Source organism: Saccharothrix variisporea (assembly GCF_003634995.1).
GTDB classification, from domain to species: domain Bacteria; phylum Actinomycetota; class Actinomycetes; order Mycobacteriales; family Pseudonocardiaceae; genus Actinosynnema; species Actinosynnema variisporeum.
Genome location: NZ_RBXR01000001.1, coordinates 6,395,016 through 6,408,567 on the forward strand (window position 1 = coordinate 6,395,016; position 13,552 = coordinate 6,408,567).

10 protein-coding genes are annotated in these 13,552 nt (G+C 70.4%); 7 read left to right on the forward strand and 3 right to left on the reverse strand.

Going from position 1 to position 13,552, the window contains the following annotated elements; genetic code table 11:
- The first annotated feature begins 155 nt into the window (after positions 1–155).
- Together DFJ66_RS29150 and DFJ66_RS29155 are read left to right on the forward strand one after the other, a co-directional pair.
- Positions 156–1,241 carry an LLM class flavin-dependent oxidoreductase gene (locus DFJ66_RS29150; RefSeq protein ID WP_121231895.1) on the forward strand — a complete coding sequence of 362 codons (1,086 nt, stop codon included), beginning with the start codon at positions 156–158 and terminating at the stop codon, positions 1,239–1,241.
- A gap of 8 nt (positions 1,242–1,249) precedes the next feature.
- Complete coding sequence (locus DFJ66_RS29155; protein WP_211351363.1) at positions 1,250–2,533, forward strand: NtaA/DmoA family FMN-dependent monooxygenase; 1,284 nt, start codon at positions 1,250–1,252, stop codon at positions 2,531–2,533.
- Here DFJ66_RS29155 and DFJ66_RS29160 read toward each other — a convergent pair.
- On the reverse strand, positions 2,482–3,489 hold the full coding sequence (locus tag DFJ66_RS29160) for a helix-turn-helix transcriptional regulator (protein WP_121225758.1): 1,008 nt from the start codon (positions 3,487–3,489) through the stop codon (positions 2,482–2,484). The genes DFJ66_RS29155 and DFJ66_RS29160 overlap by 52 nt on opposite strands.
- 79 nt (positions 3,490–3,568) lie before the next feature.
- Here DFJ66_RS29160 and DFJ66_RS29165 point away from each other — a divergent pair, with 79 nt between their 5' ends.
- Positions 3,569–3,907: a nuclear transport factor 2 family protein gene (locus tag DFJ66_RS29165; protein ID WP_121231899.1), complete on the forward strand. Its 339-nt coding sequence runs from the start codon at positions 3,569–3,571 to the stop codon at positions 3,905–3,907.
- Positions 3,908–3,966: 59 nt separating this feature from the next.
- Here DFJ66_RS29165 and DFJ66_RS29170 read toward each other — a convergent pair whose 3' ends face one another.
- Entirely contained in the window at positions 3,967–5,220 is a 1,254-nt protein-coding gene (locus tag DFJ66_RS29170; RefSeq protein WP_121225760.1) for an ROK family transcriptional regulator, read from the reverse strand.
- A 169-nt stretch (positions 5,221–5,389) separates the two neighbouring features.
- Between DFJ66_RS29170 and DFJ66_RS29175 the strand changes: the two genes are divergently transcribed.
- The 4 genes from DFJ66_RS29175 to DFJ66_RS29190 are packed head-to-tail and all read left to right on the forward strand — an operon-like array spanning position 5,390 to position 10,690.
- Complete coding sequence (locus DFJ66_RS29175; RefSeq protein WP_121225762.1) at positions 5,390–7,063, forward strand: ABC transporter substrate-binding protein; 1,674 nt, start codon at positions 5,390–5,392, stop codon at positions 7,061–7,063.
- Between the two features lie 6 nt (positions 7,064–7,069).
- On the forward strand, positions 7,070–8,059 hold the full coding sequence (locus DFJ66_RS29180; protein ID WP_121225764.1) for an ABC transporter permease: 990 nt from the start codon (positions 7,070–7,072) through the stop codon (positions 8,057–8,059).
- A gap of 16 nt (positions 8,060–8,075) precedes the next feature.
- Complete coding sequence (locus DFJ66_RS29185; protein ID WP_246029947.1) at positions 8,076–9,848, forward strand: dipeptide/oligopeptide/nickel ABC transporter permease/ATP-binding protein; 1,773 nt, start codon at positions 8,076–8,078, stop codon at positions 9,846–9,848.
- The gene (locus DFJ66_RS29190) at positions 9,845–10,690 is read left to right on the forward strand and encodes an ABC transporter ATP-binding protein (RefSeq protein WP_121225768.1); all 846 of its coding nucleotides are present in this window, start codon (positions 9,845–9,847) and stop codon (positions 10,688–10,690) included. The genes DFJ66_RS29185 and DFJ66_RS29190 overlap by 4 nt, the downstream gene beginning before the upstream one ends.
- A gap of 729 nt (positions 10,691–11,419) precedes the next feature.
- On the opposite strand, the gene DFJ66_RS29195 is transcribed toward DFJ66_RS29190, so the two are convergent.
- Positions 11,420–13,522 carry an alpha-galactosidase gene (locus DFJ66_RS29195; RefSeq protein ID WP_246029948.1) on the reverse strand — a complete coding sequence of 701 codons (2,103 nt, stop codon included), beginning with the start codon at positions 13,520–13,522 and terminating at the stop codon, positions 11,420–11,422.
- Positions 13,523–13,552 lie beyond the last annotated feature (30 nt).

Below are 13,552 nucleotides of genomic sequence, written 5' to 3' on the forward strand. Positions count from 1 at the left end.
GTCAGGGGTCACAAGCGCCGGAGCCGGGCGGCGACGCGGATATTCCCGTCGCCGCCGGGAGCCCTGACCGGTCCCACCCAGTGGTCGCCCCTCCACCGCCCGGTTCCGCTGCCCCAGAATCCGATGGGGATCGAAATGAAGGGGGCGTGGGGAACATGGCACCTGGGCTGCACCTCTCCGTCGCGCTGGACGACACCGGCCGGCACCCGTCGACGCCTGATGACGACTCCGGCCTGCACACGTCGACGCCTGATGACGGCCCCGGCTGGCACACGTCGGCGTCCGACGACGGCGCGCGCTTCACGCCGGAGTACTGGGTGGAGCTGGTCCGCGAGGCCGAGCGCGGCCTGCTGGACTTCGTCACGTTCGAGGACGACCTGGGTCCGGTCGGTCGGTTGGACGCCGTCCTGGTGGCCTCCCGCGTCGCGCCGCTGACCTCGCGCATCGGGCTGGTGCCGACCGTCGTCGCCGCGCACACCGAGCCGTTCCACCTGTCCAAGGCGATCGCCACCCTGGACTACGTGAGCACCGGCCGCGCCGGCGTGCGGGTCCGCGCGTCCGGTTCACCCGAGGCGGCCCGGCACTTCGGGCGGCGGGAGATCACCGCGGACACCCCGCTCGCGGACCTGCTCGACGAGACGGCCGACTACGTCGAGGTGCTGCGCCGGCTGTGGGACAGCTGGGAGGACGACGCCGAGATCCGCGACGTCGCCACCGGCCGGTTCATCGACCGGGACAAGCTGCACTACGTCGACTTCGCGGGGAAGTGGTTCAGCGTCAAGGGTCCCTCCATCACGCCGCGCCCGCCGCAGGGCCAGCCGCCGGTCGCGGTGCTGTCGCACGCGTCCCCGGTGCACGCGTTGGCGCGACGGTCGTCCGACCTCGTCTTCACCACCCCGCACAGCGCGGAGGACGTGAGGACGATCGGGGCGGAGGTGGAAGGACTGCTCAACTTCGTGGACGTCGTCGTGGGTTTCGGCCGGGAAGATGCTCCAGAATCCGACGCGTTCGTGTTCACCGGTAGCCCCGGCGAGCTGGCGGACCTGCTCGTGGAGTGGCACGCCGCCGGAGCGGACGGGTTCCGGCTGCGGCCCGCGTCCCTGCCCGACGACCTGCGCGTGATCACCCGGGAGCTGGTGCCCCTGTTGCAGGAGCGCGGGGTGTTCCGCACGGAGTACACCGCCACGACCCTGCGCGGCCACCTGGGTCTGCCCCGTCCCGCCAACCGCTACGCCGCCTGAGGAGTGACATGAAGCAGATCCACCTCGCCGCGCACTTCCCCGGCGTCAACAACACCACCGTGTGGAGCGACCCGCAGGCGGGCAGCCACATCGAGTTCTCGTCGTTCGTCCACTTCGCACAGACCGCCGAGCGCGCCAAGTTCGACTTCTTCTTCCTGGCCGAGGGCCTGCGGCTGCGCGAGCAGAACGGCCTGATCTACGACCTGGACGTGGTGGGCCGGCCGGACACGTTCACCGTCCTGGCCGGGCTCGCCGCGGTGACCACGCACCTCGGGCTGGCGGGCACCATCAACTCCACCTTCAACGAGCCCTTCGAGGTGGCACGGCAGTTCGTGTCGCTGGACCACCTGTCCGGCGGGCGCGCGGCGTGGAACGTGGTGACCTCGTGGGACGCGTTCACCGGCGAGAACTTCCGCCGGGGCGGGTTCCTGCCCGAGGAGCAGCGGTACGAGCGGGCCAAGCGGTTCCTCGACGCGGCGACGACGTTGTTCGACTCGTGGCGTGACGGCGGCGAGTTCGCCTACCGGGACGAGCACTTCGACATCGCCGGGAAGTTCGACCTGCCCCGGTCGCCGCAGGGCCGGCCGATCGTCCTGCAGGCGGGCGACTCGGAGGAGGGCCGGGAGTTCGCCGCCGCGAAGGCGGACGCGATCTTCAGCCGGCACGCCACCCTGGCGGACGGGCAGGCGTTCTACGCGGACGTCAAGCGGCGGCTGGCGAAGTACGGGCGGACGCCGGACCAGCTCAAGGTGCTGCCCGCGGCCACCTTCGTGCTGGGCGACAGCGACGCCGAGGCGCAGGAGCGGGCGCACGAGGTGCGGCGGCAGCAGGTCAGCGGGCAGACCGCGATCAAGTTCCTGGAGCAGCTGTGGAACCGGGACCTGTCGGAGTACGACCCGGACGGGCCGTTGCCGGATGTGGACCCGGTGGTCGGGGAGAACACCATCGCGCGCGGCCGGGCGAGCGTGCGGCAGCACCGCGACCCCCTGGCGACCGCGCGGGAGTGGCGGGAACTGGCGGCGGCGAAGAAGCTGTCGATCCGGGAGCTGATCATCGAGAAGACGGCCCGGCAGACGTTCATCGGGACGCCGTCGTCGGTGGCCACGCAGATCAACGACTTGGTGCAGGCGGACGCCAGCGACGGGTTCATCCTCGTGCCGCACGTGACGCCGGGCGGGTTCGACGTGTTCGCCGACACCGTGGTGCCGTTGTTGCAGGAGCGCGGGGTGTTCCGGGCGGACTACACCGGTCCGACGCTCCGGTCCCACCTGTTCGGCGAGGAATCGCTGTAGCGGGCGGCGACCGCGGTGGCGCGTTCGTGCAGGTAGGCGCGCAACCACTGTGGTTCCAGGACTTCGGCGGCGGTGGCGAGCCGCCACATCGCCCACCCGGCGTGCCTGCGGTCCTGGAAGGTGACCTCCAGCCGCAGCCACCCGTCCGCGTCGGTGGATTCGTCGAGGACGGCCAGCGCGGTGCCCACTGCGTCCTCGCGCCGCGCCGGGTGCAGCCGGACCAGGGCGGTGACCTGGTCGCCGCCGGTCCGGAACCGGGTGCTGCGCTCCTGCCACGCCCGGTCCAGGTCGACCCGGTCGGGTCGTTGCGCGGGTTCGGCGAGCTCCTCGGCGGCGTGGACGCGGGACAGCCGGTAGGTGCGGTCCTCGCCGGACCTCGTGGCCAGCAGGTAGACCTGCTCGCGCACGGTGACCAGGCCGATCGGGTCCACCGTGCGCCACCGCGGCTCCTGGCCCGCCGCCGCGTAGTGGATGCGCAGCTTGTGCCCGGCGAACACCGCGCGGCGGACCTCGGCCACGACGTCGTCGGGCACCTCGTCGGGGGCCTGCCGGCGGGCGAGGAGGTCGGTGTCGGGGTCGATCAGCAACCGCTCGACCGCGTCGACGGCGGTGGCCCGGTAGCTCTCGGGCAGCGCGTCGACCACCTTGCGCATGGCCGACGCCAGCGCCGTGCCCAGGCCGAACGCCTGCGCGCCACGCCGTGACCCGGCGACCAGCAGGGCCAGCGCCTCCTCGTGGTTCAGCCCGGTGAGCTCGGTCTGGAAGCCGGGCAGGAGCGCGAACCCGCCGTGCCGGCCGCGTTCGGCGTAGACCGGCACCCCGGCGGCGGACAGCGCCTCGATGTCGCGCAGGACCGTGCGGGTCGAGACCTCCAGCTCGCGGGCCAGCGCCGTCGCGGACAGCCGGCCGTGGCGGCGCAGGAGGAGCACCAGTGAGACCAACCGGTCGGCGCGCACGGTCGAAAAACTACCCGGAATACACGACAGAGGGTGTCGTGTATTGGTTGCGAGGCTTCGCGGCATGACGATCAAGGAAGTGGCCACCGAGCCGAACGACCTGGGCAGGTTCTTCATCGAGCGCGGCAACGCGGGCGACGTGGACGGGTTGGTGGCGCTGTACGAGCCGGACGCCGTGCTGGCGTTCCCGCCCGGCAACCTCGCCACCGGGCACGCGGAGATCCGGAAGGTGTTCGAGGGGTTCGTCGCGGCGGCACCGGTCCTGGAGCCGGGTCGGCAGCACCCGGCCCTGGTGAGCGGGGACTTGGCGCTGACCGCGTCCACGCTGACCACGGGGGAGATCACGGTGGAAATCGCGCGTCGCCAGCCCGACGGCTCCTGGTTGTGGGTCGTGGACCAGCCGATGCTCGTGCCGTGACGAGGTAGTGCGGGGGATGGGCCGGCGCCAGGGGTGCCGGCCCATCGCCGTTCGAGGGCTCAGGTGCCTGAAGCGGGCAGCGGGGCGGGTTCGGCGGCGCTGAGGTTCTCCGGGAGCTTCAGGCCCTCGGTCAGGGGGACCAATTCGGACTGGAGCACGAGGGCCGCCGCCCCGATGGCCGATGCCGTGGCCGCGTGACGGGACAGGCGGACGTCCACCGGGTGGGCCGCGCGGGAGAAGAAGGCGCGGTCCAGTTCTTCCCGGACGATGGGCAGGTAGATCGAGCCGGCGATCGCGAAGCTCGGGCCGGTCAGGACCAGGACTTCCAGGTCCATGACGTTCGCCAGGCTGCGGGCCGCCGCCGCGATGTAGCGGGCCGAGCGTTCGAGGATCGCCAGGGCCGAGGGTTCGCCCCGGCGGGCCGCGCGGCTGACCGCGGCGAAGTCCGCCGAGACCGAGCGGGACCGGGTGGTCAGGCCGGCGGCTCGGGAGAGAGCGGTGTCGGCGCGGGCGGCGGCCACCACCGCGGCGGGGCCGGCCAGGACTTCCACGCAGCCGCGGGCGCCGCACCAGCAGTCCGGGCCGTTGGCGTCCACGCAGGTGTGGCCGATCTCGCCGGCGTTCCCGCTGGTCCCGCGGTAGGTGACGCCGTTGATGACCAGGCCCGCGCCGATGCCGGTGCCCATGTAGAGGGCGGCGGAGGTGGCGGTTCCGCCGATGCCGCCGGACCAGTGCTCGCCGAGGGCGGCGGCGGTGGCGTCGTTGTCGAGGACCACCGGGAGGCCGGTGGCGCGCTCCAGCGCCTGGCCGAGGGGGTAGTCCTCCCACTTGCGCATCGCGGGCGGGGTCAGGCCCATGCCGGTGGTGGGGCTGAGGGGGCCGGGTGACACCAGGCCGACGCCCAGCACGCGGTCGCGTTCCACGCCCACGCCGGTCATCAGGGCGGTGACCTCGGTGGCCATGCGGTCGACGACGGTGGCCGGTTCGGTCGCGCCGGCGCCGGGGCGGGAGATGCGCGCGACGACCGCCCCGCCCAGGTTCGTCAGCACGTAGGTGATGCCGGCGTGGTCCAGGTGCACGCCCACCGCGTACCGGGCGGCGTGGTTGAGCTGGAGCAGCACCCGGCGCTTGCCGCCGGTGGACTCGGCCCGGCCGGTTTCCACGACCAAACCCTCGTCGATGAGCCTGCGGACGACGGTGGAGATGGTCGCCCCGGTGAAGCCGGTCGCGTTGATCAGGCCGACGCGGCTGATGGTGCCGGCCGCCCGGATCACGTCCAGCACCGCCGCCTTGCTGCTGGCGTGCTGGCTCATGACATCCCCCTGTGCTGGATCGCGCCGACGCCGTTCGCGAGCGTCTTAGTTCGCTCGCTGGCCGAAGGGTAGCAACTTGGCGGGCAGATGACGGCGAGGTGTTGACTTCGTTTCTTCGTTGACTTAACAATCTGCCTCAACGCGGGACCGGCCACGAGAGGACTCGACGATGTTCCTGAAGGCGAAGCGTTCACGGGCAGTGGCGGCGGGGGTCGCCGCGCTGGCCATGCTGGCGACGGCGTGCGGCGGGTCGAGCACGTCGGCCGGAGGGGACGGCACGCTGGTCGTCTACACCGGCCAGTCCGGCGACTGGCAGCTGAACTTCAACCCGTTCTCCCCGACGGCCCTCGAAGGCCCCGGCACGATCTTCGAGCCGCTGTTCTTCTACAACAACATCCGGGACGTCGAGCCGCGCCCGCGCCTGGGCAAGACCTTCACCTGGAACAGCGACGGCACCCAGCTCGACGTCGAGCTCCGCGACGACGCCAAGTGGACCGACGGCCAGAAGTTCACCGCCGACGACGTCGTCTTCACCCTCGACATGGTCACCAAGAACGCCGCCATGAACGGCACCGGCTACAAGGGCACCGCCACCGCCGTGGACCCGACGCACGTGTCGATCAAGTTCCCCGAGCCCTCCTTCATGGAAGGCCCGCAGATCCTGGGCCGCATCTGGATGGTGCCCAAGCACAAGTGGTCGGGCCTGGCGACGCCCGCGACCGACGTGGTCAAGGAGCCGGTCGGCACCGGGCCGTTCCAGCTCGACGACTTCAAGGCGCAGGCGTTCACGCTCAAGGCGAACCCGAACTACTACGCGGGCGAGCCCGCCCTGAAGAAGGTCCGCTACCTGGCGCTGTCGGGCAACCAGTCCGGCGAGGCCGCCCTCAGGGCCGGCCAGATCGACTGGCAGACCGGGCCCGTGCCGGACATCAAGAACGTCGAGAAGAACTACCCGGGCTACAAGGCCATCACCATCCCGATGAACCAGGTGGCCCTGTTCACCTGCTCCAACGCCGCCTTGGGCTGCGCCGGCCCGCAGACCGACGTGGCCGTGCGCAAGGCCGTCTACTACGCCGTCAACCGCACCCAGATCAACCAGCTGGCCTTCGAGAACACCGCCGGCGAGATCTCCCCCGGCGCCGCCCTGCTGGAGCGCGACCGCGACCAGGTCTCCACCAAGCTCAAGGAGAAGACCGCGCCGATGCAGCCCGACGAGGCCAAGGCCACGTCCCTGCTGGAAGGCGCGGGCTACACCAAGGGCGCCGATGGCATCTACCAGAAGGACGGCAAGCCGCTCGCCCTCACGCTCAAGGTCGTCGCCGGCTGGACCGACTACATCACCGCCGTCGAGACGATGAGCCAGCAGCTGCAGAAGGTCGGCATCAAGATCACCCCGCAGCAGCTGTCCTGGAACGAGTGGTCCGACGCGCGCGGTCGCGGCCAGTACGAGCTGCTGATCGACGCCCTGCACCAGGGTCCCGCGCCCGACCCGTTCTACAACGCCTCCTACTTCTACAGCACCGCCACCACCGCGAAGGTCGGCGAGATCGCCAACCCCAACTTCGCCCGCGTCAGCGACCCGGCCATCGACGCCGCCCTGGCCGCGCTCAAGGGCATCGACCCGAAGGACGACGCCAAGCGCCAGCCGCACTTCGACACCATCCAGACCCGCATCGAGGAGCTGGTGCCCTACATCCCGATCCTCACCGGCGGCACCACCAGCGAGTTCAACGCCAAGAAGTTCACCGGCTGGCCCACCAAGGAAGACCTGTACGCGTTCCCGGCCGTCTGGGCGCGTCCGGAGCACTCCGAGATCTTCCTGAAGCTCAAGCCGGCGAGCTGAGCCGACATGCGCTACTACGCCCGCAAGCTCGCGTTCTACCTGGTCGCCTTCTGGGCCGCGGTGACGCTGAACTTCTTCATCCCGAGGCTCATGCCGGGCAACCCGGTGGACATCCTCATGGCGAAGCTGGCCCAGCGCGGCGGCACCGTGGACCCGGCGGCCCGCCGGGCGTACGAGCTGCTGCTCGGCTCCGGGTCGGACGAGTCGCTGCTGTCGCAGTACTTCGCCTACCTGGGCACCATGTTCCGCGGCGACCTCGGCGTCTCGGTCAGCTCGTTCCCGACGCCGGTGTCGGAGATCATCGCGGACGCGCTGCCGTGGACGTTGGTGCTGGTGGGGATCGCGACGTTCCTGTCGTTCGCCCTCGGCGTCGTCCTGGGCACGCTGGTCGGCTGGCGGCGCGGCACCTGGCTGGACAGCCTGGTGCCCGCCACCACCGTCCTGGCCGCGGTGCCGTACTTCTGGCTGGCGCTGATCCTGGTGGCGCTGCTGGCGTCCGGCCTGGGCTGGTTCCCGCTGCTCGGCGGCTACGACGTGGTGCTCTCGCCGGGCTGGGACCTCGAGTTCCTCGGCTCGGCGGTCTACCACGGGACGTTGCCCGCGTTGACGATCGTGCTGTCGTCGGTGGGCGGCTGGCTGCTCGGGATGCGGAACATGATGGTGTCCACCACGTCCGAGGACTACGTGCTCACCGCGAAGGCCAAGGGGCTGCGGGATTCGCGCATCATGATCCGGTACGCGGCGCGCAACGCCGTGCTGCCGTCGGTGGCGGGGTTCGCGATCTCCCTGGGGTTCGTGGTGGCCGGGTCGATCATCACCGAGCAGGTGTTCTCCTACCCGGGCATCGGCTCGAAGCTGCTGCAGGCCGTGCAGAACAACGACTACGCCTTGATGCAGGGCATCTTCCTGGTGATCACGGTCGCCGTGCTAGGCGCGAACCTCGTGGTCGACCTGCTGTACGCCGTCATCGACCCGCGCACCCGCGTGAGCGGCTGAACCAGGAGCGCACACCGTGACCAATCCCAGTACCGTTCCCGCCGCCGCGCCGCGCGGGTGGCGCGCGATGCTGCCGCGCCGGTCGCCCAAGCTGCTCGTCGGCGTCGGCCTGATCGCCGTGATCGCGCTGTTCGGCCTGGTCGGACCGCTGTTCGTGGGCGACCCGGCGACCATCCGCGACCTCGGCCTGACCCCGCCGGGCGGCGAGTTCCCGCTGGGCACCACGCTGACCGGCCAGGACATCCTGGCCCAGCTCGCCCACGCCACCCGGGGCTCGCTCTACATCGGCCTGCTGGTCGGGCTGATGGCGACCACCCTGTCCGCGGTGTTCGGCATCGTCGGCAGCTACGCCGGCGGGTACGTGGACGAGGCGTTCTCCCTGTTCTCCAACGTGATGCTGGTGATCCCCGGCCTGCCGCTGGTGATCGTCATCTCCGCGTTCGTGCCCGCCGACCAGCGCGGGTCGTGGACCATCGCCGTGGTCCTCGCCATCACCGGCTGGGCCGCGTCCGCTCGCGTGCTGCGGGCGCAGACCTTGTCGTTGCGCAACCGGGATTACGTGGCCGCCGCGCGGGTGTCCGGTGAACCCGCGTGGCGGGTCATCTCGGTGGAGATCCTGCCGAACCTGTTGCCGTTGCTGGCTTCCCAGTTCGTGTTCTCGGTCGTGTACGCGATCCTGAGCGAGGCCGGGTTGTCGTTCCTCGGCTTGGGCGCGTCCAACTCTTCGACGTTGGGGACGATGCTGTACTACGCCCAGAACGGGTTCGCGTTGCAGCGCGACGCCTGGTGGTGGTTCGTGCCACCGGGGCTGATCATCGCCTTGTTCGGGTGCGGCTTGGCGCTGGTGAACTTCAGCATCGACGAGATCATCAACCCGAAGTTGCGGGACATCCCCAAGCAGCGCAAGGCACCTCTTCGCACGCCGGAACCGGCCACGCGCCCGTCCGACGACGTGGTGCTCACGATCGACGGCCTGTCGGTGGTCTACCAGGTCGGGACCCCGGTCCACGCGGTGAAGGACGTCTCGTTGACGTTGCGGCGCGGGGAGATCCTGGGCTTGGCGGGCGAATCCGGGTGCGGCAAGACGACGTTGGCCTACGCCGTGAACCGCCTCCACCGCCCGCCCGCCGAGGTCACCTCCGGTTCGGTCACGTTCCACGACCGAGACGGTGGTGACGTCGACGTGCTCGCCCTGCGGCCGGAAGAGTTGCGGGAGTTCCGCTGGTCCAAGCTGTCGATGGTGTTCCAGGGTGCGATGAACGCCCTCAACCCCGTGATCACCGTGCAGGCGCAGTTGGAGGACGTCCTCACCACCCACCGGCCCGAGATGTCCAGGGCGCAGCGGCGGGCCAGGTGCGAGGAGGTGCTGCGGCTGGTAGGGGTCGACGTGCGGCGGCTGACGTCGTTCCCGCACGAACTGTCCGGCGGCATGCGGCAGCGCGTGATGATCGCGATGGCGCTGTTGCTGGACCCGCAAGTCATGATCATGGACGAGCCGACCACCGCGCTGGACGTGGTGGTGCAGAGGGGAATCCTGCGGGAGATCCTGCGGCTGCGCGACGAGATCGGCTTCGCGGTCCTGTTCATCACCCACGACCTGCCGCTCCTGCTGGAACTGGCCGACCGCATCGCCGTGATGAAGGACGGCGAGGTGGTCGAGTACGCCCCGGCGGAGGAGGTCTACGCCCGGCCCGCGCACCCGTACACGCGCACACTGCTCGACTCGTTCCCCAGCCTGACCGGCGAACGCGGCGCGTTCGTCCGCGAGACCTCCGGGAGTGCCCTGTGACCACGCTGGAAGCGCAGGACCTGGTCAAGGACTTCCACGTCCGGGTGGGGTTGAGGAGGGTGCGGCTGCGTGCGGTGGACGGCGTGTCGTTCAGCCTCACCCCGGGGCGCACGGTGGCGTTGGTCGGCGAGTCGGGTTCGGGCAAGTCCACCATCGCCCGCATGATCGCCCGGCTGGAGAAGCCCAGCAGCGGCCGGATCACCGTGCGCTCGGACGGCGGCGAGGTCCCGTCGAAGCACTACCGGGACCACGTCCAGATGGTCTTCCAGGACCCTTTCGCGTCCTTGAACCCCTTCCACACCATCGCCCACCACCTGGAACGCCCCCTGAAACTGCACGGCCGACCACATGGCCACTCCGAGGTGGTCAGCCTGCTGAACCGGGTCTCCCTACCGGAGGACATGGCCGGCCGGCGGCCGCATGAACTGTCCGGCGGTCAACGCCAACGCGTGGCCATCGCTCGGGCTCTGGCGCCGGGGGCGAAGGTGGTGGTGGCCGACGAGCCGGTGTCGATGCTGGACGTCTCGATCCGGTTGGGCGTGCTCAACCTGCTGGCCCGGTTGCAGCGGGAGGAGCAGTTGGCGGTCCTCTACATCACGCACGACTTGGCCACGGCACGGCATTTCTCGGACGACATCCTGGTGCTCTACAAGGGACGGGTGGTGGAACGCGGACCGGCCGACGACGTCATCCTGAACCCACAACACCCGTACACCCGTATCCTCGCTTCGGCGGCCCCGAACCCGGACGCCCGAGGCCGACTGCTCGACATCAACCCGGCCGATGTCGAGAGGGCAGGCGCTGAACCTTCCTTCGACCACTACACCGGTCAACGGACGTGACCGAGCCTTGTCGGCTTTCCGCGCGAAGCGCGCTCACTTTCCGCGCCGCAGGCGCTCCGCGCAGCACGGCGAAATGCGTTTCGCCGTGCTGCCAAGCCCACAGGAAGGGCCTCGGTTTCTTTCCCCGTCCGGCCTGGGCGCAGCCCAACCGCGCTTGGTCCGTTTGTGCAACCAGCTTTACCGGTTGCACAAACGGGCCAAGTGTGGTTGCCTCCGGCAGGCCGGACGGGGAAAGAAACCGACGCCCTTCCTCCCCGGGGGCCTGCCGCGCGGCGAGCGCCGCTTTTCATCTTGGGAGCGCGCCAGCGCGTCCGCTTGAGAGCGCGGAGCGCGTCCCGTTCGAAAAGCTTGAAAAGCTTGAAAAGCTTGAAAAGATGAAAAGCGCCTCGCCGGCGGGCAGGCCGCCAAGGATGACCCAACTGCAACGGCGGGGGCTTCTTGCTTTTGTCATCCCCGTATGGCCTGGCGGAGCCAACCACACTTTTGGCCGGGTGCCGCTAAAATTTTTTGCTCGTCCCTCACAAAAAATTTCGGCTGCACCCGACCAAAAGTGTGGTAGCCCTTCGGGCAGGCCATACGGGGATGACAAAAGCAAGAAGCCCAAGTTGGGCTGTGTCGCTCTCGGTGGACTGCCGCTTGCCGGCTTCGCCGAAGGGCACGCGGTGGGGGGAGGCGGGGGTGTTGGTGGCTGGCGGCCGGTGTGGGGACGGCCGCCAGCCAGGGGTCATGTCAGATGGCGGTGGCGCGGAGGAGGATTAGGCGTTCTGGGTACAGGACTGGGGATTGGACGCCGGTCGAGGTGAGGGCTCGGCCGGTCAGTTCCACGCCCTTCTCCCACCACGGCAGCTTGACGCCCCAGTGGTGGGGGTTGCCGTCCGGTACGTCGCCGGGTGGCAACGGGCGGACGTGGTAGGAGCGGTCTGGGTCGAGGCCGGGCAGCCGTACGGCGCCGGTCGGGTACACCTCGGACGTCGCCGTCGAAACGACCGCGAAGACCGCGTCCGTCCTGTCTGCGGCGACCACCCCGTGCACGGACACGGCCGGGTCGGGGTGGTCGCCGTGGACCGAGGTGCCGGTGTGCAGGAGGCCGCGCAGTTCCTTGTAGAGGGCCACCCATGCCGTCAGGCGCTCCAGCTCTTCAGGGCCGGCGGCCATGAGGTCCCATTCGATGCCGAAGTGGCCGAACAGCGCGGTCCCCGCCCGGAAGTCGACGGGGTGGCGTCGGTGGGTGGTGTGGGACGTGTCGGCACCGATGTGGGAGCCGATCAGTTCCAGGGGCACCAGGACGTTGGTCCAGCGTTGGATGGACTGGCGTTCCAAGGCGTCGATGCAGTCCGACGCCCACACGCGGTCGGTGCGCTGGAGGACTTCCAGGTCCACCCGGCCGCCGCCGGACGAGCACGACTCGATCTCGACGCTGGGGTGGCGGGTGCGCAGCTCGTCCAGCAGGCGGTACAGGGCGACGGTCTGGCCGTGCACGCCCGGCTTGCCCTGGTGGCCTGCCTCGACGAGGTCGCGGTTGTGGTCCCACTTCAGGTACGCGATGTCGTAGGTGGTGAGGAGGTCGTCCAGGCGTTCCAGGACGTACTTGAAGGCCTCGGGGTTGGCCAGGTCGAGCACCTGCTGGTGGCGGGCCTTGCGGGGGAGTCGGTCGCCGGGGGACATGATCCAGTCCGGGTGGGCGCGGGCCAGGTCGGAGTTCTCGTTGACCATCTCCGGCTCGACCCACAGGCCGAACTGCATGCCGCGTGCGGTGACGTGGTCGATCAGGGGCCCGAGGCCGTCCGGCCACACCTCGTCCGACACGTACCAGTCGCCCAGACCGCTGCTGTCGTCTCGGCGGGATCCGAACCAGCCGTCGTCCAGGACGAAACGCTCCGCGCCCACCTCGGCGGCCTTGTCCGCCAACGCCTTGAGGCGCGTCAGGTCGTGGTCGAAGTACACCGCCTCCCACGTGTTCACGACGACCGGGCGGGGTGAGCGGGGGTGGTTCGGGCGGGCGCGCATCCACTCGTGGAACCTGGCCGAGACGGCGTCCAGGCCCACGCCGTACGAGCCGAACTGCCAGGGGGAGCGGTAGGTCTCGCCGGGGGCCAGGACCACCTCGCCGGACAGCAGCAGCTCACCGGACCCGAGCAGGGACACGGCGTGGCGGGTGCGTTCGGCGAACGTGCGGTGGTTGCCCGACCAGGCGGTGTGCACGGCCCAGATCTCGCCGGACCGGTTGCCGAACCCCTCGGTGCCGGCGGCCATCAGGTACGCCGAGTCGAACCCGGTGCGGCCCGTCCGGTTCTCGCGCACGCGCAGGCCCTGGGTGAACCGGGTGCGCTGCGGGCTGCGCTCGCGGGTCCACCGGCCGGTGAAGTCGAGGATCTCCACGGCCTCGGCGGGCACCGGCAGGGTCACCGACAGCGCGTCCACGGCGAAGTCCGAGTCGCCGGTGTTGGTCACCGACGCCCGCTGCCGGACCAGGCCGGAGTCGGTCAGCTCGACCTCCAGCCGGAGTTCGAGGCCGGCCGCCTCGTCGACCGCCCGGTAGGTGGTGCCGTCGACCTCGACCACGCGGAACGCGGTGGAGAACGCCCGCCCCGCCCGGTTGCCGACCAGGCCGGGTGTGCCGAGCCAACCGGCGGACTGCTCGGGCAGCACGGCGACCTCGACCGGTCCGTCCGCGGAGTACCCCACCGGCTGCGGCGCGGTGGCGAGGGCGAGGCTGTCGAGGTCGACCGGCCCCAGGTCGGCGCCCCAGTGCAGGACGCGGGGCAGCGTGCCCCCGCGGTGGTCGAGCACCAGGCTGACGCCTGCGGCACGCAGGTGTGTCACGTCGGCCACGTCGGTTCCCTTCGGTGGTGTGGTTCCACG